Origin of the sequence: Streptomyces sp. Je 1-332, assembly GCF_040730185.1 — a bacterium.
In the GTDB taxonomy this organism is placed as follows: Bacteria; Actinomycetota; Actinomycetes; order Streptomycetales; family Streptomycetaceae; genus Streptomyces.
On the sequence record NZ_CP160402.1, the window covers coordinates 5,275,157 to 5,294,295 of the forward strand.

19 protein-coding genes are annotated in these 19,139 nt (G+C 71.8%); 15 read left to right on the top strand and 4 right to left on the bottom strand.

Annotated features, from left to right (window positions below; translation table 11 throughout):
- Positions 1-48 precede the first annotated feature (48 nt).
- From ABXJ52_RS24025 to ABXJ52_RS24050, 6 genes are all read left to right on the top strand, one after another.
- Positions 49-1,347, top strand: a complete 1,299-nt coding sequence (locus tag ABXJ52_RS24025; protein WP_367049219.1) for an O-antigen ligase family protein — start codon at positions 49-51, stop codon at positions 1,345-1,347.
- Positions 1,344-2,996, top strand: coding sequence for a lipid II flippase MurJ (locus ABXJ52_RS24030; RefSeq protein ID WP_367044748.1), 1,653 nt, complete (start codon positions 1,344-1,346; stop codon positions 2,994-2,996). The genes ABXJ52_RS24025 and ABXJ52_RS24030 overlap by 4 nt, the downstream gene beginning before the upstream one ends.
- 61 nt (positions 2,997-3,057) lie before the next feature.
- On the top strand, positions 3,058-3,771 hold the full coding sequence (locus ABXJ52_RS24035; protein ID WP_367049220.1) for a polysaccharide deacetylase family protein: 714 nt from the start codon (positions 3,058-3,060) through the stop codon (positions 3,769-3,771).
- The gene (locus tag ABXJ52_RS24040) at positions 3,768-4,916 is read left to right on the top strand and encodes a glycosyltransferase (RefSeq protein WP_367044749.1); all 1,149 of its coding nucleotides are present in this window, start codon (positions 3,768-3,770) and stop codon (positions 4,914-4,916) included. Before ABXJ52_RS24035 ends, ABXJ52_RS24040 begins: the two co-directional genes overlap by 4 nt.
- Positions 4,916-5,575 (top strand): lipopolysaccharide biosynthesis protein, encoded by a 660-nt coding sequence (locus tag ABXJ52_RS24045; RefSeq protein ID WP_367044750.1) that lies wholly within the window; start codon positions 4,916-4,918, stop codon positions 5,573-5,575. The genes ABXJ52_RS24040 and ABXJ52_RS24045 overlap by 1 nt, the downstream gene beginning before the upstream one ends.
- 5 nt (positions 5,576-5,580) lie before the next feature.
- Positions 5,581-6,702, top strand: coding sequence for a GNAT family N-acetyltransferase (locus ABXJ52_RS24050; RefSeq protein ID WP_367044751.1), 1,122 nt, complete (start codon positions 5,581-5,583; stop codon positions 6,700-6,702).
- Positions 6,703-6,749: 47 nt separating this feature from the next.
- Here ABXJ52_RS24050 and ABXJ52_RS24055 read toward each other — a convergent pair whose 3' ends face one another.
- Positions 6,750-7,979: a glycosyl hydrolase gene (locus tag ABXJ52_RS24055; protein ID WP_367044752.1), complete on the bottom strand. Its 1,230-nt coding sequence runs from the start codon at positions 7,977-7,979 to the stop codon at positions 6,750-6,752.
- Between the two features lie 130 nt (positions 7,980-8,109).
- Here ABXJ52_RS24055 and ABXJ52_RS24060 point away from each other — a divergent pair, with 130 nt between their 5' ends.
- A complete protein-coding gene (locus ABXJ52_RS24060) occupies positions 8,110-9,390 on the top strand; it encodes an ATP-grasp domain-containing protein (RefSeq protein ID WP_367044753.1) in 1,281 nt (426 codons plus the stop codon).
- Positions 9,383-10,663, top strand: a complete 1,281-nt coding sequence (locus tag ABXJ52_RS24065; protein WP_367044754.1) for an NAD(P)-binding domain-containing protein — start codon at positions 9,383-9,385, stop codon at positions 10,661-10,663. The genes ABXJ52_RS24060 and ABXJ52_RS24065 overlap by 8 nt, the downstream gene beginning before the upstream one ends.
- 191 nt (positions 10,664-10,854) lie before the next feature.
- On the opposite strand, the gene ABXJ52_RS24070 is transcribed toward ABXJ52_RS24065, so the two are convergent.
- The 3 genes from ABXJ52_RS24070 to ABXJ52_RS24080 all read right to left on the bottom strand — a co-directional run bounded on the left by ABXJ52_RS24070 (position 10,855) and on the right by ABXJ52_RS24080 (position 12,735).
- The gene (locus tag ABXJ52_RS24070) at positions 10,855-11,739 is read right to left on the bottom strand and encodes a chaplin (protein ID WP_367044755.1); all 885 of its coding nucleotides are present in this window, start codon (positions 11,737-11,739) and stop codon (positions 10,855-10,857) included.
- Between the two features lie 102 nt (positions 11,740-11,841).
- A complete protein-coding gene (locus ABXJ52_RS24075) occupies positions 11,842-12,033 on the bottom strand; it encodes a chaplin (protein ID WP_367049223.1) in 192 nt (63 codons plus the stop codon).
- Positions 12,034-12,324: 291 nt separating this feature from the next.
- Positions 12,325-12,735 (bottom strand): rodlin, encoded by a 411-nt coding sequence (locus ABXJ52_RS24080; RefSeq protein ID WP_367044756.1) that lies wholly within the window; start codon positions 12,733-12,735, stop codon positions 12,325-12,327.
- Positions 12,736-12,941: 206 nt separating this feature from the next.
- Here ABXJ52_RS24080 and ABXJ52_RS24085 point away from each other — a divergent pair, with 206 nt between their 5' ends.
- The 7 genes from ABXJ52_RS24085 to ABXJ52_RS24115 all read left to right on the top strand — a co-directional run bounded on the left by ABXJ52_RS24085 (position 12,942) and on the right by ABXJ52_RS24115 (position 19,107).
- The gene (locus ABXJ52_RS24085; protein WP_367044757.1) at positions 12,942-13,352 is read left to right on the top strand and encodes a rodlin; all 411 of its coding nucleotides are present in this window, start codon (positions 12,942-12,944) and stop codon (positions 13,350-13,352) included.
- A 597-nt stretch (positions 13,353-13,949) separates the two neighbouring features.
- Positions 13,950-14,885: an LCP family protein gene (locus tag ABXJ52_RS24090; protein ID WP_367044758.1), complete on the top strand. Its 936-nt coding sequence runs from the start codon at positions 13,950-13,952 to the stop codon at positions 14,883-14,885.
- Positions 14,886-14,996: 111 nt separating this feature from the next.
- The gene (locus ABXJ52_RS24095; RefSeq protein ID WP_367049225.1) at positions 14,997-15,404 is read left to right on the top strand and encodes a rodlin; all 408 of its coding nucleotides are present in this window, start codon (positions 14,997-14,999) and stop codon (positions 15,402-15,404) included.
- Positions 15,405-15,510: 106 nt separating this feature from the next.
- On the top strand, positions 15,511-15,819 hold the full coding sequence (locus ABXJ52_RS24100; RefSeq protein WP_367044759.1) for a trypco2 family protein: 309 nt from the start codon (positions 15,511-15,513) through the stop codon (positions 15,817-15,819).
- 12 nt (positions 15,820-15,831) lie between these two features.
- A complete protein-coding gene (locus tag ABXJ52_RS24105; protein WP_367044760.1) occupies positions 15,832-16,899 on the top strand; it encodes a trypsin-like peptidase domain-containing protein in 1,068 nt (355 codons plus the stop codon).
- Positions 16,900-17,023: 124 nt separating this feature from the next.
- Complete coding sequence (locus ABXJ52_RS24110; RefSeq protein WP_367044761.1) at positions 17,024-17,188, top strand: hypothetical protein; 165 nt, start codon at positions 17,024-17,026, stop codon at positions 17,186-17,188.
- 59 nt (positions 17,189-17,247) lie between these two features.
- The gene (locus ABXJ52_RS24115) at positions 17,248-19,107 is read left to right on the top strand and encodes an HEXXH motif domain-containing protein (RefSeq protein ID WP_367044762.1); all 1,860 of its coding nucleotides are present in this window, start codon (positions 17,248-17,250) and stop codon (positions 19,105-19,107) included.
- Positions 19,108-19,139: the final 32 nt, after the last annotated feature.

The following is a 19,139-nucleotide window of genomic DNA, read 5'->3' on the forward strand; positions in this document are numbered from 1 at the left end:
GCGGCACTGGCGTCGGCGCTCCGGAGCGCCGGGCCCGTGCTGCCCGTCATGGCCCTGGTCGCCCTGCTCGCGCTCCCCGCGGCGCCGGGCGACGGCGGCTCCGGCGGCGGCTCCGGTGGCGGCACGGTCGCCGACGCGGCCTCCGCTCTGGTGGTGCTCTGGTGCGTGGCCCGCACCGTGCGCGCGGCGCGTCGGCCGCTGACGCGGACCGCCGCCGTCGTGCTCGGTCTGCCGGTGCTCGGCATCGCCGTCGCGGCGGTCGGCGCGAGCACCGCGTCCGCCGGGGTGACCGGCCTGGTGCGCTACCTCCAGATCTTCGTCCTCGTACCGGCCGCCGTCCTGATGCTCGTGCGCGACCGACGCGACTTCCGCCTGGTGGCCTGGTCCCTCATCGCCCTCGCCCTCTTCCAGGGCTCGATCGGCGTCTATCAGTACGCCACGGGTACGGGCGCCAGCTACATGGGTTCGGACGTCCGGGCCGTGGGCACCTTCGGCCCGACGGACGTCATGGGGATGTCGACCGTGGTGGCGTACGGCCTGGTGTGCGCGGTCGCGCTCGCGCTCGGACCGGCCGCCCCGAGCCGGCGTCAAATGCGACTGAGCCAGCGGCAGTTGGCTCTGGTGTGCGCGCTGCTCCTGATCGTTCCGCTCGCGCTCTCCTTCAGCCGTGGCGCCTGGATCGCCACCGTCGTGGCCTGCGGCGCGCAGCTGGGCCTCGCGGGCGTGCGGAACGCGCTGCGGGCCCTCGCGGTGGTGGCGGCCGCAGCCGTGGTCCTCGTGGGCGGGTTCGGCATCGGCACGCAGATGCTCCAGGAGCGCGTCACCAGCATCACGCAGGTCACCGACGCCCCCGACCAGTCGGTCACCGACCGGTACACGATGTGGGCCGCCGCGGTGGACATGTGGCGTGCCGAGCCCGTGACGGGCGTGGGGCTCAAGGTCTTCCCCGACCACCGCGACAGCCACGCCTCGCTCGCCCTGTCATCGGCCAGCGACACCGCGGGCGCGGGCGCGGAGTTCAGCCGCCAGCCGCTGCTCTCCCCGCACAACATGTACCTGCTCGTCCTCGGCGAGCAGGGCCTGCTCGGCCTGTGCGCCCTCGTGGGCAGCTGGGCGGCCTTCCTGCTGCTCGGCCTGCGACGCCTCACCCGGGTGCGCGGGGGCGCCGGCGCGGACTGTGCGCTCACCGCGTGCGGGCTCCTGGTCTGGCAGCTGGTGGACTTCAGTTACGCCGACATCGGCGGCCCCTCGACGGTGCTCACGGCCGTGGTCCTCGGGCTCGTGGCCTGGTGGGCGCTGGCCGGCAGCGCCGTGTCCGCATCGGCGCCGGGGGAGGTACCGCGATGACCTCCACGACCCACTCCGTGGACACGGAAGCGGCAGGCAAGGTGCCCGTTCCGGCGACCGGAGCCGAGCCGGTCAGGGGCGCCGACCCCTCCAACGGCTTCCTCGCCAAGGCCGCGCTGGTCACCGCGTTCCTCACGGTGGCCGGATCGGTGCTCGGTCTCGTACGCGACCAGGCGCTCGCCCACTTCTTCGGGGCGGGCCCCGAGACCGACGCCTTCCTCGTCGCGTGGACCGTCCCCGAGGTGGCCACCACCCTGCTCATCGAGGACGGCCTCGCGTTCGCGCTCGTCCCCGCCTTCAGCATGGCGCTGGCCCGCCGCGGCCGTGGCACGGGCCGCGACCCGGTCCGCGCCCTGGTCGCCACGTCGCTGCCCCGCCTGATGCTGGCCTCCGGGGCCGTCGCGCTGATCCTGATGGCCGGGGCGCCCGTCCTGGTGGAGGTCCTCGCGCCGGGGCTGCCCGACCCGCGGCTCGCCGTGGACTGCACGCTGCTGACCGCCACCTGCGTCTTCACGTTCGGCCTCGCCGGTTACTGCAGCGCGGCCCTGCGCGCCCACCGCAGGTTCGTGGCCCCGGCGGGCATCTACGTCTTCTACAACATCGGCATCATCACCGCCGTGTTCGTCCTCGCCCCTCGCTACGGCGTCCGGGCGGCGGCCCTGGGCGTCGCGGTCGGCGGCGTACTCATGGTGCTCGTCCAGGCCCCCTCGCTCTGGCGGCAGCTCACCCGCGACACCGCGGAAGCGCCCGTCGAGACGGAGGCGGGTCTCCCGTCACCCGCGCTGATGAGCGGCACCCTCGTCGCCACCGTGCTGCTGTTCGCGCTGTGCCGGCAGTCGCAGGTGCTCATCGAGCGCTTCCTGGCGTCCTCGCTGGAGTCGGGGGCCATCTCGCACCTCAACTACGCCCAGAAGGTGGCGCAGGTGCCGATGATCCTCTCCCTGATGCTGTGCACGGTCACACTCCCCGTCGTCGCGCGCGCCCTGGCCGACGGTGACGTCAAGCGCGCCAGGTCGCGTGTGGAGCGGGACCTGGGCCTGGCCGGCTGTGTGGTCCTCCTCGGCACCGCCGTGGTGATCGCCTGCGCGCCCCAGCTCATCCAACTCCTCTTCCAGCGCGGCGCGTTCACCGCGGACGACACGGTCGCCACGGCCGCCGTGATGCGCGTGTACGCCCTGGGTCTCCTCGGCCACACGCTGGTGGGAGCGCTCGTCCGCTCCTACTTCTCCGGTGGACGCGCCACATGGTTCCCGCTGGGCGCGATGGCGGTCGGGGTCACCGCGACCGCGGGGATCGGCAGCTGGACGGTGGACGTGTGGGGCGTATGCGGCATCGCGCTCGCCAACGCGGCGGGCATCAGCGTCACCGCCTTCGTGCTGCTGTGCGGGATGGGTCCGCGCAATGTGCCGATCCGGGTCCGCAGGGTGGTGGGCGAACTGCTCAAGCCGGTGGCCGCGACGGTGTGCGCCACCGCCGCCGGAGGGGCCGTCGCGGGCGGCGTCGGCTCGCCGTTCGCCGCCTTCGCCGCCGGTTCGTCGGCCGTCGTCGCCGTCTTCGTCCTGGTGCTCTGGGCCCTGAAGGCCCAGGCCGTCGCGCCGGTACTCCGCTCCGTCACATCCGCCACACGAAAGCTCACGCATGTCCGTTGACACAGCACTCGGTGAGAACCCCCGTACCCGGCGCACACGGCACTGGCTGCCCGAAGCGCCGATGTGGGTGGCGATGTACCACTCCGTGGCCCACTGCGCGGACGACCCCTACAAGATCACTGTCTCGCCCGAACGCCTCGCGGCCCAGCTGCGCTGGCTGCGGCGCCAGGGCCTGCGCGGGGTGAGCATGTCGCGGCTGCTCACGGCGCGCGCCCGGGGCGAGGGGCGCGATCTGGTCGGCCTCACCTTCGACGACGGTTACGCCGACTTCGTCACCAACGCCCTGCCCCTCCTGCACCACTACGACTTCGACGCCACCCTCTTCGTGCTCCCCGGCCGCCTCGCGGGCGACAACGCGTGGGACCCGCTGGGCCCGCGCAAACCGCTCCTCGACGCGAAGGGCATCCGCCGCGCCGCCGCCGAGGGGATCGAGGTCGCCTCGCACGGCCTCACCCACGTCGACCTCACGCAGGCGGACGACCGGCTGCTGTGGCAGGAGACCAGCGGCAGCCGGGTCGCCCTCTCCGACCTCATCGGCCGCGAGGTCGAGGGCTTCTGCTATCCGTACGGCACCGTCGACCAGCGCGTCGTCGAGTCCGTACGAGCGGCCGGCTACCGCTACGGATGCGCGATCTCCCCGGGCGCCCTGACCGGAGTGCACGCCGTGCCGCGCGTCCACATCGGGCAGGAGGACACCGCCCTGCGGCTCCAGCTGAAGCTGCGGCTCAACCGGCTGCGCCGCCGTACCGTCCGCGAACCGGCGGTGAGCGAATGAGAGCCCTGCACATCATCACCGGCCTCGGGGTCGGCGGCGCCGAGCAGCAACTGCGCCTGCTCCTGCGCCACTTGCCCGTCAGCAGCGACGTCGTGACGCTCACCAACCCGGGGCCGGTCGCCGACGGTCTGACGGCGGACGGAGTGCGCGTCATCCACCTGGGCATGTCCGGCAACCGCGACCTGGGCGCGGTGCCCCGCCTCGCGAAGGTCATCCGGGGTGGCGGATACGACCTCGTGCACACCCACCTGTACCGGGCCTGCCTCTACGGCCGCATCGCCGCGCGCCTGGCGGGGACGCGCGCCGTCGTGGCCACCGAACACTCCCTCGGCGACTCGCAGATGGAGGGGAGGCCGCTCACCGCGGGCGTCCGCGCGCTGTACCTGACGGGCGAACGTCTGGGGCGGGCCACGGTGGCGGTCTCTCCGTCCGTCGCCGAGCGGCTCAGCCACTGGGGGGTGCCCCGGCAGCGCATCCATGTCGTACCGAACGGCATCGACGTCGAGCGGTTCCGCTTCGACCCCCGGGCCCGGATCGCCGCGCGTCGTCAACTGGGGCTCCCGGACGAGGCGTTCGTCGTCGGCGGGGTCGGCCGCCTCACCCCCGGTAAGCGGTTCGATGTTCTGCTGCACGCCTTGGCGGCGCTGCCACGTGACGTACGCGTGCTGCTGGTGGGCGGCGGCCCCGAGGAGGCGGGGCTGCGGGCGACGGCAGCCCAACTGGGCGTTGCGGACCGGGTGTTGTTCGCCGGGGAGCGGCCTCACACATCCGAGGCGAGCCCTGGTGGGGCGGCGGGGGCCGACCTCCCGGCGCTCCTCGCCGCCATGGACGTCCTCGCGTCGCCGTCGCCCGAGGAGGCCTTCGGCCTCGCCGTCGTGGAGGGTCTCGCCGCCGGTCTGCCGGTGCTCTACGTCCGGTGCCCCGCCGTCGAGGACCTGCCGCCGGACGCGGCCGTCGGCGCCGAACGCGTCACGGGCGACCCGGATTCCTTCGCGCGGGCGCTGCTGCGGGCCCGGTCGGCGGGACCACGGCCGCGCCTGCCCCTGGAGGCCGCACACCGCTACAGCATCACCCGCAGCGCGGCACAGCTGATGCACGTATACGAGGCAGCCGCCTCCGGCTCGACCCCGAGAGTGAGTTCCTGATGACCGATACCCTCAGCAGGCGGTTCCGCCCAGTCGACGCGGCCCCGATGCTGGCCCGCGTGAAGCGCCTGCCCGCGTGGTGGCTCCTGCCCGCGGGCGCCGCGCTCGGCGCCCTCACCGGCGGCCTGTACGGCGCGGTCGCGACACCCGAGTACACCGCGACCAGCTATGTGATCGCCGTACCGCAGAAGGACTCCGACCCCACCGCCGCGCTGGGCTTCGCCACGGCGTACGGCCGGGTCGCCACGCAGCTCGCGGTGCTCGGCGACGCACAGGTGGAGTCGGGCGTCTCGCCGCAGACCCTGCGCGAGAGCGTGCAGGCCGCCACATCGCCCGACGCCCCGATGATCTCCATCTCGGCGTCCGCGGCCAAGCCGGGCAAGGCCGCCGACATCGCCAACGCCGTGGCGCGCTCCCTGACCAACAACGCGAACCACACCAAGGAGAGCACGCAGGTACGCCTCCTGCAGCTCTCCCGGGCGGTCGAGCCCGATGCCCCCGCGTCGGCGACCGCACCCATGACCGCGTTGGTGGGAGCCTGCGCGGGAGGCCTGCTCGGCGGGCTCGCCCTCCTCGTGCGCCCTCGCCGCGGCGAGGACACGCCATCGGCCGCGGTGCCCGGCCCCGCGCAGTCCGCCGACCTCAACCGGGAGAGGTGACGGGGATGGCCGACAGCACACTGACGGTCGAACTCTGCACGGACGAGGCGGAGTTCGGGGGGCTCGCCACGGCGTGGGCCAGGCTGCACCGCGGCTGCCGGACGGCGACGCCGTTCCAGAGTCACGCGTGGCTGCACTCCTGGTGGCTCTCCTACGGCACACGCGGGCGGCTCCGCGTGGTCCTGGTGCGCAGGGACGGCGAGCTCGTCGCCGCGGCGCCGCTGATGCGCGCGTACGTACCGCTCCCGGCGCTCGTGCCGCTGGGCGGCGCGATCACCGACTTCACGGACGTGCTGCTCGACGACGCGTGCGCCGACGAGGCCGCGGACGCGCTGGCCGACGGTCTGTCGCAATTGGCCCGCGGCGCGCTGATCGACTTCCGCGAGGTCAGGTCGGGCGCCGCGGTCGAGCGCGTCTACGCACGCTGGCGCGGGCCCCGGCTCCGCCTCGCGGGCTCGCTCTGCCTGGAGCTGCCCAGCACGTCGCTGCCCGAGCTGCTCGGACGGCTTCCCGCGCCCCGGGCACAGCGGGCGCGCGCCAAGATCCGGAAGCTGCAGGCGGTGGGCGTCGAGCGGCGGGTCGTAGGACACGACGAGGTCGACGACTCCATGCGCACGCTCCTTCGCCTGCACCAACTCCAGTGGCAGGGGCGCAAGGTGACCCCCGAGCACCTCCGGCCGCGGTTCTCCGAGCACCTGATCCGGTCGGTCGGCCTGATGGTCAGGGAGGGCGGCGCGGTGGTCACCGAGTTCCGGCTCGACGACACGGTGGTGGCCACCGATCTGACCCTGCTCTCGTCCCAACTGGCCGGGGGCTATCTGTACGGGGCGGACCCGCGGCTGCGCGAGCGGAAGGTGGACGTGGCGACGATGCTCCTGCACGCCTGCACGGAGTACCACGCCTCCACGGAGGCCGCTGACAGCGGCCGGAGCCGGGTCCTCAGCCTCCTGCGCGGCGACGAACCGTACAAGCACCACTGGCGCCCCGAGGAGGCGACCAACCACCGGCTGCTCCTCGCCCGGCGGCGCACCGCTCCCGTACTGCGGGCCGCCGCGTGGGAGGCGGTGGCCCGCAACCGGGGCAGGGAGTTCCTGCGCAAGCGCCGGGAACGCCAGGAACGGCCCTGACCCGTTCCTGATCTCCGACCGGTTTCCTGATCTCTGACCGGTCCCGGCTACGACCGCTTGTACCAGTCAAGACGCATGCACAGCTTGCCGCCGAGCCAGTGCTCGACCCAGTCGCCCAGGTTCAGCGGGGAACAGTTCGGCGGTGTCGTTGGCTTCGTCGGCTCCGGGGTCGGCCCGGTGTCCTTGCGGCCGAAGAGCAACGACCGGTAGGCCTTGGACGACTTGGGATTGTCGTCGCACTGCCACACGCCGTGCGGGCAGTAGTCGGTGACGGTGTTGTACAGCGGCTTGTGCTCGTCCATCCAGGCGAGCATCTTCCGCATGTACTCCTCGTTGTCGCCGTTACGGAAAAGGCCCCACTCCGGGTAGGAGATCTCCTTGCCATGGGCCTTGGCGAATTCCACGTGCTGCTTCAGGCCGTACGGCTCGCTGACCTGCTCGGCGAAATCGGTGCCCATCGGCTGGTCGTACGAGTCCATGCCGACGATGTCCACGACGTCGTCACCCGGATAACACTGCGTCCAGGGAATGGCGTCCCGGCCCCTGTTCGGTGTGAAGTCGAACTTGAACTTCTGGCCCGGCACCGAGCGCATCGTCGTGACGATGCGCTTCCAGTACTTCTTCCAGGACTCCGGATCAGGGCCGCACCGATGGGTGTACGTGGTGCCGTTCATCTCCCAGCCGAGCACCACGACGGTGTCCGGAACATTGAGCTTCACGAGCCGCTCGGCGAGGACGCGAAAATGCTGGTCGAATGCGCCGGCGGCGGCCCGGCGGAGCAGTGAACGGACCTCCCAGTCGCCGACGTGGGCCTCGTTGCGCTCCATCATGGGGACGTTGAGCACGAAGAGCCGGTCGTCCTTCGCGCGCCGCCACTGGGCCCAGCTCTCCAGGAAGTTCGGGGCCCCTTCGATATTGCTCCACCGGTCACCCGGCAGATAGGTGTGCCCCACGCGCAGCTCGGCGCCGCCCAGCCATTTGCTGAGGTCGGTCATGCGCTCCACGCCCTGGGGCCCGTAGGTGAGGTAGGCGCCGAACGCGGGTGACGCGGCCGGTGGCGTCGTGGCGGTGGGGGAAGGGGTGGGGGAGGGGGAGGCAGCCGGGGGCGTCGCCGTCGCCGCCGTCGTCGGCAGGCCGGGCGCAGAGGCCGATGGCTCGGGGTCCTGTCCGGCTCCCCACGCATAGCCGGGTCCGACGGCGAGCGCTGCCGACACGACGATTCCGGTGGCGACGAATGCCGGCCGTTTACTGATGGTCCGGCGTCTCTGCAAGGCCATGTCCGCTCCTTATGCTGCGCCTCCGTCTACTGACACTCAGTCATATGTATTTCTATTGCGCCGATCGAGCCCCTAATCCTTTGGGCGTGCCCTTCGCCCGCATGGGGGATCGAATTGAGAGGATTCGGCCGTGCTGACTCTCGACACCCGGGTCCCCGCGGTTCTGCTGCGGATCGACCGGAACCCCTTTCATCACGGCACGCTCGGAGCTGTTCGGTCACTGGGCCGTGCGGGAGTGGAGGTGCATGTGGCGGCATCCGATTTCGCGGAGAGCCCGGTGCGCAGATCCCGCTATCTGCACCGGACGCATCCTTCGCCGCCCCCGGGCGCGTCACTCCGGGAAATCGCCACCGTATTGCGCCGCATTTCCCACCGGGTGGCCAGGCCTGCCGTGCTCATTCCGATGGACGACGCGGGCGCCCTCGCGATCGGACGCCTCCAGAAGGAACTGGCCGACATCTACCTCCTGCCGGACCAGGCGAGCGGCCTGGCGGAACGGGTGGCCGACAAGGCGGAGCTCACCCAGGTGTGCGCGTCCGCCGGCATCCCCCACCCGGTCACGCTCATGCCGGAGTCCCCGGCCCAAGCAGCAGCCGCCGTCGGGCAGTTGGGCCTCCCCGTGGTGGCGAAGTGGAGCCGCCCGTGGCTGGTCCCCGGCGGCACCGGCCTGCGCAGCACGGTCCTGGTGCGGTCGGCGCGCCAGGCCCAGGAGCTCTACCGGCGGAGCGAGGAGGCGGGCAGTCACCTGCTGTTGCAGGCCTTCCTGCCGGGCGGCTCCGGGCGCGACTGGTTCGTCCACGGATACGTCGACCGGAGCGGGGCCGTGCGCGGCGGCGGCTCGGGCCGCAAGCACCGCGCCCGGCCCCGCGGGACGGGCCTGACGGCGGTGGGCGAGTGGACGCCCGACCCAGGACTGCGGGCCGGGGTGGAGAGGCTGGTCGAGAGCCTGGGCTACCGCGGGATCCTCGACCTCGACTTCCGGGTGGACTCCGCGACGGGCGCGTACTGCCTGCTCGACTTCAACCCGCGGCCCGGCGCCCAGTTCCGGCTCTTCGCCGACGGGGCCGACCTGGACGTGGTGCGTGCTCAGCACCTGGACATGACACACCGGCCACTGCCGGCCGCCGCCGCGCTCCCCGGCCGCTCGTTCGTCGTGGAGAACTACTCACCGCTGGCCGCCCTGCGCGTCTTGATGACAGCGGGGCCCGCCGCCACGGCGACCCGCCGCCGCGAACTGGCCTGGCACGCCCGGGACGACATGGCTCCCGCGCGTGCCCTGTGGGTGCTGTGGTGCCGGCACGTGACACGGCGGCTGCTCGGCCGGCTGCGGCGGACGGCACACGTGGGCGCGCCGGCCGCGCCGACGGCGCCCGTACCGATGACGAGAGAGCGAGCAGTCGCCGATGCATGACCTGTTGGTTGTCGGAGCAGGCCCCTACGGTCTCTCCATCGCCTCACACGCCGCCGGCGCCGGACTCGACGTACGCGTCTTCGGCCGCCCCATGGCGTCCTGGCGTGACCACATGCCGCGGGGGATGCTCCTGAAGTCGGAGCCCTGGGCGTCGAACCTCTCCGACCCCCGCCACCGCTACGGCCTCGCCGCGTACTGCGACCGCCACGGGGCGCGGGCCCGGCACGGCGAACCGGTCTCCGTGGAGACGTTCGCCTCGTACGGCCTGTGGTTCGCCCAGCACGCCGTACCCGACGTCGACGAACGCATGGTGGCGTCGGTCGGCGCCTGCCCCGGGGGCTTCGAGGTGGTCACCGAGGACGGCCGGGCCGTCCGTGCCCGCACGGTGGCCCTGGCCGTCGGTGTGCTCCCCTTCGTCGAGATCCCCCCGGCACTGCACGGGCTCGGCACCGAGCACGTCTCGCACAGCAGCCACCACCGGGACCTGACCCGCTTCCGCGACCGGGACGTCACCGTGATCGGCGGGGGCCAGGCCGCCCTGGAGACCGCGGCGCTCCTCGCCGAGCAGGGAACCCGGGTGCGGGTGCTCGCCCGGTCGCGCCGGCTGAACTGGAACAGCGTGCCCCCGGCGTGGCAACGCCCGTGGTGGGAGTCGGCCCGCGCCCCGCACAGCGGCCTCGGCTGCGGATGGCGCAACTGGTTCTACGCCGAGGTACCGGGCGGCTTCCGGCGGCTCCCGGAGGCCACGCGCGCCCGCGTCTCGGCGTCGGCGCTGGGCCCGGCGGGGGCCTGGTGGGTGCGCGACCGGGTCGAGTCGCGCGTCGATGTGCGGCTCGACCACGAGGTCGTCGAGGCGTCCCTCGCGGCGGGCCGGGTGCGGCTGGCGACCGTGGGCAACGCGAGCGGCGGCCCGGACTTCGAGACCGACCACGTCATCGCGGCCACCGGTTTCCGGGCCACGAGCGCCCGCCTCGGCCTGCTGGCCCCGGACGTGCGCGGCGCTCTGGCGGTGAACGCCGCCCAGGAGCCCCGCGCGTCCGCCGAGTTCGAGTCCTCATACCCCGGTCTGTTCCTGGCGGGTCTGGTGACGGCGTCCAGCTTCGGCCCGGCCATGCGCTTCGTGCACGGGGCGTCCTTCACGGCGCGCCGGCTGGTACGGGGCGTTCGCCGCAGCCTGCGGCGGGAGCCGCTCGACACCCCCGGCCGTCAAGCTCCGAGGGGGAACCCCGGCTCTCGGGAACCCGATCAGGTGATGCGGTCGGCGAACGGGTGAATCGGTTCTTCGTCCACCATGATCAGGTGGTGGACTCTGTCGTCATGGGACGGGCCTGGTTGCCCTCCGCCAGCCGTCGGCGTCTTCGCCGTAGGTCGGCAACACCCCCCTCGCGGGCCGGCCCCCCTCGCCTCCTGGCGGGGAAGAGACCCTCGGGTGTCTCTTCCCCGCCAGTTGCGTGTCCGGGTGCCCTAGCGGCCGGATGAGGCGCGTCCGCGGCGGTACAGGATTCCCCCGCCGACCAGCAGGGCGGCGCTCGCGGCCGCGGCGGTCAGGAGGTCCTGGTCCCCGCCGGTCGCGGCGAGCCGGGCGCCCGCGTGCTGCACCTCGTGGGCGACCGACGGAAGCCGGGAGGCCGAGGTCGAGGACGCCACGTCCTGCGGCGGCTGACCGGCCTTCACGGGCGGCATGGCACGATCGGTCGGCGGCACGACCCGGGGAGTCGTCTCCGCCTCGGGCGGCAGCTCGGTCGAGGGAGGCGTCTCCTGCCGCGGGGGCTTCGGTGCGGGCGCCCCGTTCGAGCAGCTGTTGCCGCCGGTCGGGTTGAGCAGGCCGATGACGTCCACGGTGTTGCCGCAGGCGTTGACCGGGACGTCCGCGGGTGCCTGGGCGTTGTTGCCCGACAGGATGCCGGGCGAGTTGGTGGCCTCGCTCCGAGCCAGCGACTGGGTGCCCGCGTGCGTGCCCGGGTGGGAGCCGTGGGAGCCCGAGTGGCTGTCCCTGCCCGGGGTGTGGTCGTCGTCCGAGCCGTAACCCGCGCCGTCGTCCGTCCGCGCGCCCCCTCGCTCCTGCGTCACCGTACGTTCCGGTGCACGGGAGTGCTCCTTGTCCGAAGCCCCGGCGTTCGCGCAGTTGTTGCCCATGGCGGGGTTGCCCACGCCGACCACGTTCGCGCTGTTGCCGCAGGCGTTCACCGGCACCTCCACGGGGGCCTGCACGCTGTTCCCCGACAAGATCCCGGGCGAATTCGCCGCCACGGCGTCCCCGCCCGCGGCGAACGCGCTCGAGCCGGACAGGGAGAGGATGCTGCTCGCGGCCGCGGTCGCGAGCATCCCTTTACCAATGACCTGTCGCATCTAGTTGTCTTCCTCTGAGCAGTGGAAAGCCGGCCTTGGAGGCGTAGCGACGCGCTCCGAGGCCGGCCATGAAATAAAGCAGCCTGGTGGCTGGGTGCTACCTCAGACGTTGGCGCAGGTGTTGCCGAACGCCGGGTTCAGCAGGGCGATCACGTCGACGGTGTTGCCGCACACGTTGACCGGAACGTGGACCGGGACCTGGACGACGTTGCCGGAGAGAACGCCCGGGGACCCGACGGCCGCGGCCTGGGCACCGGAGTCGGCGAAGGCGGGGGCAGCCATGCTCATGGCCATCACGACACCAGCGATGATCGTCGCGCTCTTCTTGTGCTTCACAGATGTTCCCTTCTCTGTGGTCATGCCGATCTGGCAGTCGAAACCGAGCGAGCACTTCATGTACGTCTCGCACCATGACCCGCAGTTGGCAAACGAGTTGACGGTCCCGAGGAAACCGCCGGTTTCGACCGTTCAGTAAATTCACCCGAATTACCGCATTCGAGTTACCGCAGGGGAGAATGAAGAAGCCCGGGCCGCCTGCCACGCCTTGCGGCGGTCAGGCGGCCCGAGCGATCCTCAGCCGGCAGGTCAGCCGTTGAGCTCACCGTTCCCGGACAGGACCGGGATGTCGTTGAGGATGTGCGACAGCGGCTCGTCGCCCTTGGCCTGCGTCGAGTTCTCGGTGCACTGCTGGTTCTGCGGCGCCGACAGGATCGGGATGTCCTGGACACCGACGTTGACGAGCCCGACGAGCGAGGTCAGGTTCGCCTTGACCGGCAGACCGACACAGGGCTTGTTCAGCGAACCCTGGACGAGGGAGAGCTGGGGGCTCATGTCGCCGTGCGTCGCGGAGTTGCCGTACGCCTGCTGGGAGCCGTTGCCGCTCAGGGAGGTGGTGCCGTGGTCGTCACCGATGGCCAGCGCCGACGGGGCCGCCGCGGCGGTCATACCGACGACGGAAACGGCAACTGCCGCCGTGGCCATAGCCTTCTTCATCATTTTGTGTGTTCCTTTTCTGGCAGAAGCTCGAGTCACTGCGCGCTGAACAACCGGTCGGCGCGAGTTTGAGTTTCGGGGCTTCACTCGGTTGGGGTGCGCGTCCGCTCCGCATTGGGCCATCAGGGTGAATGGGAGCAACTAAGCGCAGGGCGTGGAGTTAATCAGAGCGCTCCGGCGAACGGGGTTTCTCCAGAAGGGAATTAGTTGTGATCAAGAAGGGTATGGCCGCAGCCGCGGTTGCTGTCTCCGTCGTCGGCATGTCGGCCGCAGCAGCTCCGTCGGCGATGGCGATCGGCGACGACCACGGCACGACGTCGCTCAGCGGTAACGGCGCCAAGCAGGCGTACGGCAACTCCGCCACGTACGGCAACATGAGCCCGCAGATGGCGCTGATCCAGGGCTCGCTGAACAAGCCCTGCATCGGTCTCCCCGTCAAGGCGAACCTGACCTCGCTCGTCGGGCTCGTCAACGTCGGTGTCCAGGACATCCCGATCCTGTCGGCGCCGCAGAACCAGCAGTGCACCGAGAACTCGACGCAGGCCAAGGGCGACGAGCCGCTGTCGCACATCCTCTCCGACATCCCGGTCCTGTCCGGGAACGGCAAGGGCAACCACTGATCCTTCACGCATCGCACAGCGGGCCGCCGTTCACCGGCGGCCCGCTGCCGTGTGCCACACCCTGCGCGGTCAGCCCCGCGGCCAGTGATCGCGTGTGACGAGTGCTCTCCACTCCTGGTCGGGACGGCCCGGAACGGTTCTCCCCTGCCGCGCCCAGGAATCCTGCAACGACGTGAAGATGGGGTCATCGACGCGGCACTCCGGAGAATTCCTGCTCACCGGGATGAGGCTCTGCCGCTTCCATTGACGCTTGAAGTCAGCCATGTTCCCTCGCCATCGACGGGCGTATGTCGAGCCATCTGTTCCAGATGTGACATCCGGGGAAACCGAACGGCTTAGGGCGAACGAGTTGTTGTTCGTGCGCGCCGCCAACTGCCGCACTCGGCGGTGGCGACGAGCGGTTTACCGTTTCTTCGTCCCGGTTCCCCCGCAGCGGAGTCCAGCTTGCGTACTCACGTCAACTCACCGGCCGGATCCCGGCGTGCGCGAAGGCTGCGTGTCGCCGTTCCGGTGATTCTGCTGGCCGCCGCCGCCGTGGGAATGGGAAATGCCGCGGCACTGCCGCTCCCTGTCCAACGCGTCGATGTCTTCGGCGACATGAAGAATCGACCGAACGAGGGAAGCGGTACGAATATCCTCCTGATGGGGACGGACGGCCGCGACACGATCACGCGCAAGGAGAAGCGGCAGTACTACGCGGGCGGAGTCGCCTGCGACTGCACGGACACGCTCATGCTGGTCCATGTCTCGCAGGCACAGGACCGCGTCAGCGTCGTCAGCCTCCCGAGGGACTCCTACGCCGACATCCCCGCCCACCGCGACAAGGCCACGGGGCAGGAGCGTCCCGCACGGCCGGGGAAGATCAACGGCGCCTATGCGCAAGGCGGTCCCGCGCTCTCGGTGCGGACGGTCGAGTCGATGACCGGCGTCCGCGTCGACCGGTATCTGCAGCTCGACTTCCGGCGCTTCATGGACAGTGTCGAGACGGTCGGCGGCGTGCGGGTCTGCACGCCCCGCGCGCTCAAGGACAAGACGACGAAGCTCGACCTCACTCCCGGCAGCCATCTGCTCAACGGCGGCCGGTCCTTGCAGTACGTCCGCTCCCGCCACGTGGACAACAGCGCCGACTTCGGACGCATCCAGCGCCAGCAGCGCTTCCTCGTCGCCGCGTTGCGCGGCGTACGGACCGAGAACGTCCTGGCCGACCCGGTCAGGGCGGCGCGGCTCGCGCGGTTGCTCGTCGGCTCGGCGCGGGTCGACCGGGGATTCAGCACCGAGCAGATCCTGACGCTCGCGACGCGTCTGGGCAGGCTCCCCGCGTCGTCCATGGAGTTCACCACGGTGCCGGTCAGCGGCTTCAGCGAGAAGCTGCACGGATCGCTCCAGTGGGACAGGGCCAAGGCCGGCAAGGTCTTCACGGCCCTCAAGCACGACCAGCCCCTGACGAGCCCCAACTCGCAGGCCAGGCTGAGCGATCCGCCGCGCTTCGCGAGCCCGGCGACCGTTCGCGGTGACACCCTGGAATGCCGTTGACGGCGCTCTGATTACTGGGCCAACCGGGTCGAAGGTCGAAACCATCGCCGTGTCAGGCAGTTGATCATCACGCGGCTCTGCCAAGGGAGCCCGCTCTTGAAGGGAATCAAAATGAACAAGCTGTGGGCATCCGCGGCCATTGCCGCCTCCGTCGCCGGTATCTCGGCAGGGATGGCCCCCCAGGCCCTGGCGATCGGTGACGACCGCGGCACCACGTCGCTCAGCGGCAACGGCGCCGAGACGGCGTTCGGCAACTCCGCGACCAAGGGCAACCAGAGCCCCCAGCTCACGCTCGTCCAGGGCACGCTGAACAAGCCCTGTGTCGCCCTGCCGGTCAAGGCGAACGTCACCTCGCTCGTCGCGCTCGTCAACGTCGGTGTCCAGGACATCCCGGTCCTGTCGGCGCCGCAGAACCAGCAGTGCACCGAGAACTCGACGCAGGCCAAGGGCGACGAGCCGATCTCGCACATCCTGAACGACATCCCGGTCCTGTCGGGCAACGGCTCCGGCAACGGCTGAGCAAGCCCTCGGGGGCCGGCCGTCGTCGTGCCGGCCGGCCTCCTCGGCTCTCCCCCCGTGTCGCCTCCACCGTGTGGAGGCGACACGCCTGGGGTAGAGGCCCGGCGTGATTGAACTCGCCGAAATGATCGCGCAGTTACGTGGGCAACTCGCCGCCGCCATGGCCGCGGCCGAAGATGCCGAGGACACTGGTCTGCGCTTCGAGCTCGGCGCCGTACAGCTGGAGACGGAGTTCGTCGTACAGCGGTCCGCCGGAGCCGACGGCAGGATCCGCTTCTGGGTCGTCGAGGCAGGCGCCTCCGGCCAGCAGGCGAACAGCACCACCCATCGTGTGTCGCTCAGCCTGGAGCCCCGCGTCCGCGGCTCCGGTGAACGGCCCTGGGTCAGCGGTGACCGGACCGTGCGCGAGCGCTGAGCCCGGACACCCATGGCGACGGCAGAGGGTCTCGAGGCGGCGCGGGTCGCCGAAATACTGGTGGAGACGCCGGGCGGGGAGCCCGGGCGGCGCGGGTCCGGCTACCGCGTGGGGGAAAGGTCCGTGCTGACGGCCGCACATGTGGTCGCGGGACCCCTGACGTCGGTGCGGGTGCGCTTCGACGCCGATCTGCCGGGGGAGTGGAGCGCGGACGTACGCGTCGTGCTGCTCGCCGAGACCGTGGACATGGCACTCCTGGAGATCATGACCGTGCCGCCCGGGGGTCCGGCAGTAGGGACTCCCCGATACGGCACCGTGCCCGACGCCGATGTGGTGCTGCCCGTCAGCGCGATGGGCTTTCCCCGTTTCAAGCTGCGGGACGACAGCATGCGCCTCCTCGATGACGGCGCCCCCAGCCAGTACCGCGACTCCTGCCATGTCTCGGGGACCGTCTCCGTCCTGTCCAACCGCCGCGAGGGCACACTCGAACTGGCCGTTCTCGCGCCGCGCGCGGACCCCGAACCGGAGCGCTCGCCGTGGGAGGGAATGTCCGGTGCGGCTGTCTGGTCCGGCGGCGCCGTCATCGGAGTGATCAGCGCCCATCACCGGTCGGACGGTCTGGGGCGGCTCGCGGCGGGGAGGGTGGAGCAGTGGTACGGCGCGCTGTCGTCGGCCGAGTTGGAGCACCTGCGCGAGGCCGCTGGTCTGCCGGCACCTGGAGGGCTTGGTTCCGCGGCGGATCCGGAGGGGACGGCGGCTCCCGCGAGCCTGGCGGGCCTCCCCTCTGACCTGCCATTGCGTGAACTCATGGGGCTGGTCGACGCCTTGGTGGAGGTGCCGGCCCTCAAGGACGCGGGCGGGCTCGGTCTGGTGCTCGCGAGCATCGACGCGGAGATCGCCGCGAACCGCCCCAGGGACCCCAGACTCCGGATGGACATCTACGGCATCGTGCACACCTGTCTGCGCTACCGGGGCACGCTCGATCAGCTCCTTGAGACCGTCCGGCTGCTGGAGGGACAGTCGACGGAAGTGGCCCGTCTTGACCGTGAGGCGGCCCAACTGGCCAAGCGATACTGCTGACTTGATGTCGGGCACGGCTCGGATGCGGGGTTTCGCAGCGTGCCGTGCTGGGTCATCATGAGGGGGAAAGGGATGGCGCATGCACGGAATCGCGGGAGGGGACTTGGCAGCCGTGGAGCAATCGATGCCTGCCGTCGAGTCCGATCTCGTAGATCTCTCGGGGGTTTCACTTGAAGCGCTGCTCTCCATGGACCGCAGTGCCATCGCGGGGTCGCTCGACCCCCTGCTGCGCCACATCGACGACGCGCGCGCCGTCACCATGTCGTACAGCCCCTCCCGATTCGACTGACACGGCCGCGGCCGTCACCGCGCCGTGGAGCACCCATGTCGGATAGGCGCGGAGCGTCCGTGTCGGACAGGCGCACGGCGACGACAGGTCTGGCGTTCCACCGGCTCTCGGAGTCCAGTGCTGCGGCTCTGGCGCTGGGCGAGGGCGGCAGCGCGGCCGTGGAGGAACTCGTCACCGCCGAGCGCAGCCGCCGACTGCTGCTGGTGCGGGCGCTCGCCGACGGCCTGAGCGAAGGTGACCCGCCGCAGCCCGCCGGGACGGGCCCCATGTCGCACCGGGCGGCCTGGACGTTGCTCGCGCGCACCCAACAGCTCGCGCCCCAGGCGTTCGAGGACACCCTGATGTGCCCGCACACCGGTATGTGGCTGTCGCTCGCCCTGCGCAGGCTGCGCGGCGCGACGGCCTACGAGGACGCACCCCTGTGGGTGGTCATCGGGCACCTTTCGGCGCTCGCCGCCGCCGCCGCGACCCGGGCCGGCCTGAACTTCTCCCTCACCGTGCCGGTGCGCCACGGCCGGGTGCCGCTGCCCACCCTGGGCTGCGCGGCGTTCGAGGACGTGGCGGAGCCGTGGGGCACGGCCCAGGTCGACGCGCGGGAGGGACGGCTGCGGATCACGGCGGGCCGGCAGACCGTGACGGCCGGGCCCGACTGGTCCCTCGGTGCGCCGGGCTGGCACGCGGTGCGCCGCCTGGAGCTGGAGCCGACAGGGCCGGGGAAGCGCCTGGCGCTCGACGAGTTGGATCCCTATCGCACCTTCCCGCACCCGAGCCCGCCCCGCCTGCTGTCCGCCACCGAGGCGCGGACGTGGGAGGAGCAGCTCACCGAGGCGTGGGCGATCCTCCGGCGTGACGAGCCGCAGAGCGCGGAGGCGATGCGCGTCGGGCTGATGTCGCTCGCGCCCACGCCGGCCAGGGAGCGATACCGGCCGCACAGCGTCACGGCCGGGGACGCGTTCGGCGGTGTCATGGCGTCACGGCCGGACGACGTGGCCCAGCTCGCCGCGACGCTGGTGCACGAGTTCCAGCACACCAAGCTGGGCGGTCTGATCCACCTGGGACCGCTGAGCGAGCCGACGGACCCGCGGGGGGCGCACGAACAACTCTTCTACGCCCCGTGGCGGGACGATCCGCGGCCGCTGAGCGGTCTCCTCCAGGGGATCTACGCCTTCGCAGGTGTGGCCCGGTTCTGGTCCGTCCACCGGCATGCCGCCGACGCCGCGTACGCCCCGATGGCCCACTTCGAGTTCGCCCTGTGGCGTGCCCAGGTGTCGGCCACCGTGGACCTCGTACACCGCCACGACCGTCTGACCTCCCTGGGGCGGCGGCTCCTCGGCGCACTGCGCGGGCGGTGCGAAGAATGGATGTCCGAGGCGGTGCCGCCCGCCGAACTGGCGGCGGCGCGAGAGGCGGCGGCCGACCACCGCGCCCGCTGGCGCGCCCACCATCTGCGGCCGCCCGCCGCGGCCGTGGAGGACGCCGTGGGGGCCTGGCGGCGAGGAGAGGCCCGGCCGCCTGCCACGCTCGCGGCGCGGCCCGAACTCGCTCCGGTCGCCGATGCGCGCTACCTGGACACCGCGGCTGTCCTGGCCCGCTACCGCCTCGGCTCCCCGGCGGCCGACCCCGGTGACATCGAGGGCGTCCAGCCGGCCGACCTGCTGCTCGCGCGCGGGGAACTGAGCGGGGCGCGGGACGCCTTCGTCGAACAACTCGGCGGCGAGAAGCCGGTGTTCGCGGCCTGGGCGGGTCTTGGCAGGGCCCTGGCAGGGGTGGCCGAGCACCGGGATGCCTCCCGCCTGCTGCGCCACCGCCCGGAACGGGCCCGCGCCGTACAGAGCGCGCTGGAGCACGCCACCGGGCAGCGGGCCGATCCGGTGGAGCTGGCCGCGTGGCTGGGGCGGGGCGAAACGGACCTGGACTAGCGCGGTGGGGCGCGAAGGCCCCACCGGCATGT

Bases quoted from the DNA above. Each gene is read 5' to 3' on its own strand.
- ABXJ52_RS24090 (WP_367044758.1), top strand. From the start codon at position 13,950: ATGAAGAATCGACCGAACGAGGGAAGCGGTACGAATATCCTCCTGATG.
- ABXJ52_RS24075 (WP_367049223.1), bottom strand. From the start codon at position 12,033: ATGGCCATGAGCATGGCTGCCCCCGCCTTCGCCGACTCCGGTGCCCAG.
- ABXJ52_RS24050 (WP_367044751.1), top strand. From the start codon at position 5,581: ATGGCCGACAGCACACTGACGGTCGAACTCTGCACGGACGAGGCGGAG.
- ABXJ52_RS24080 (WP_367044756.1), bottom strand. From the start codon at position 12,735: ATGATGAAGAAGGCTATGGCCACGGCGGCAGTTGCCGTTTCCGTCGTC.
- ABXJ52_RS24110 (WP_367044761.1), top strand. From the start codon at position 17,024: ATGCCTGCCGTCGAGTCCGATCTCGTAGATCTCTCGGGGGTTTCACTT.
- ABXJ52_RS24025 (WP_367049219.1), top strand. From the start codon at position 49: ATGGCCCTGGTCGCCCTGCTCGCGCTCCCCGCGGCGCCGGGCGACGGC.
- ABXJ52_RS24055 (WP_367044752.1), bottom strand. From the start codon at position 7,979: ATGGCCTTGCAGAGACGCCGGACCATCAGTAAACGGCCGGCATTCGTC.
- ABXJ52_RS24030 (WP_367044748.1), top strand. From the start codon at position 1,344: ATGACCTCCACGACCCACTCCGTGGACACGGAAGCGGCAGGCAAGGTG.
- ABXJ52_RS24045 (WP_367044750.1), top strand. From the start codon at position 4,916: ATGACCGATACCCTCAGCAGGCGGTTCCGCCCAGTCGACGCGGCCCCG.
- ABXJ52_RS24065 (WP_367044754.1), top strand. From the start codon at position 9,383: ATGCATGACCTGTTGGTTGTCGGAGCAGGCCCCTACGGTCTCTCCATC.
- ABXJ52_RS24095 (WP_367049225.1), top strand. From the start codon at position 14,997: ATGAACAAGCTGTGGGCATCCGCGGCCATTGCCGCCTCCGTCGCCGGT.
- ABXJ52_RS24070 (WP_367044755.1), bottom strand. From the start codon at position 11,739: ATGCGACAGGTCATTGGTAAAGGGATGCTCGCGACCGCGGCCGCGAGC.
- ABXJ52_RS24040 (WP_367044749.1), top strand. From the start codon at position 3,768: ATGAGAGCCCTGCACATCATCACCGGCCTCGGGGTCGGCGGCGCCGAG.
- ABXJ52_RS24105 (WP_367044760.1), top strand. From the start codon at position 15,832: ATGGCGACGGCAGAGGGTCTCGAGGCGGCGCGGGTCGCCGAAATACTG.
- ABXJ52_RS24035 (WP_367049220.1), top strand. From the start codon at position 3,058: ATGTGGGTGGCGATGTACCACTCCGTGGCCCACTGCGCGGACGACCCC.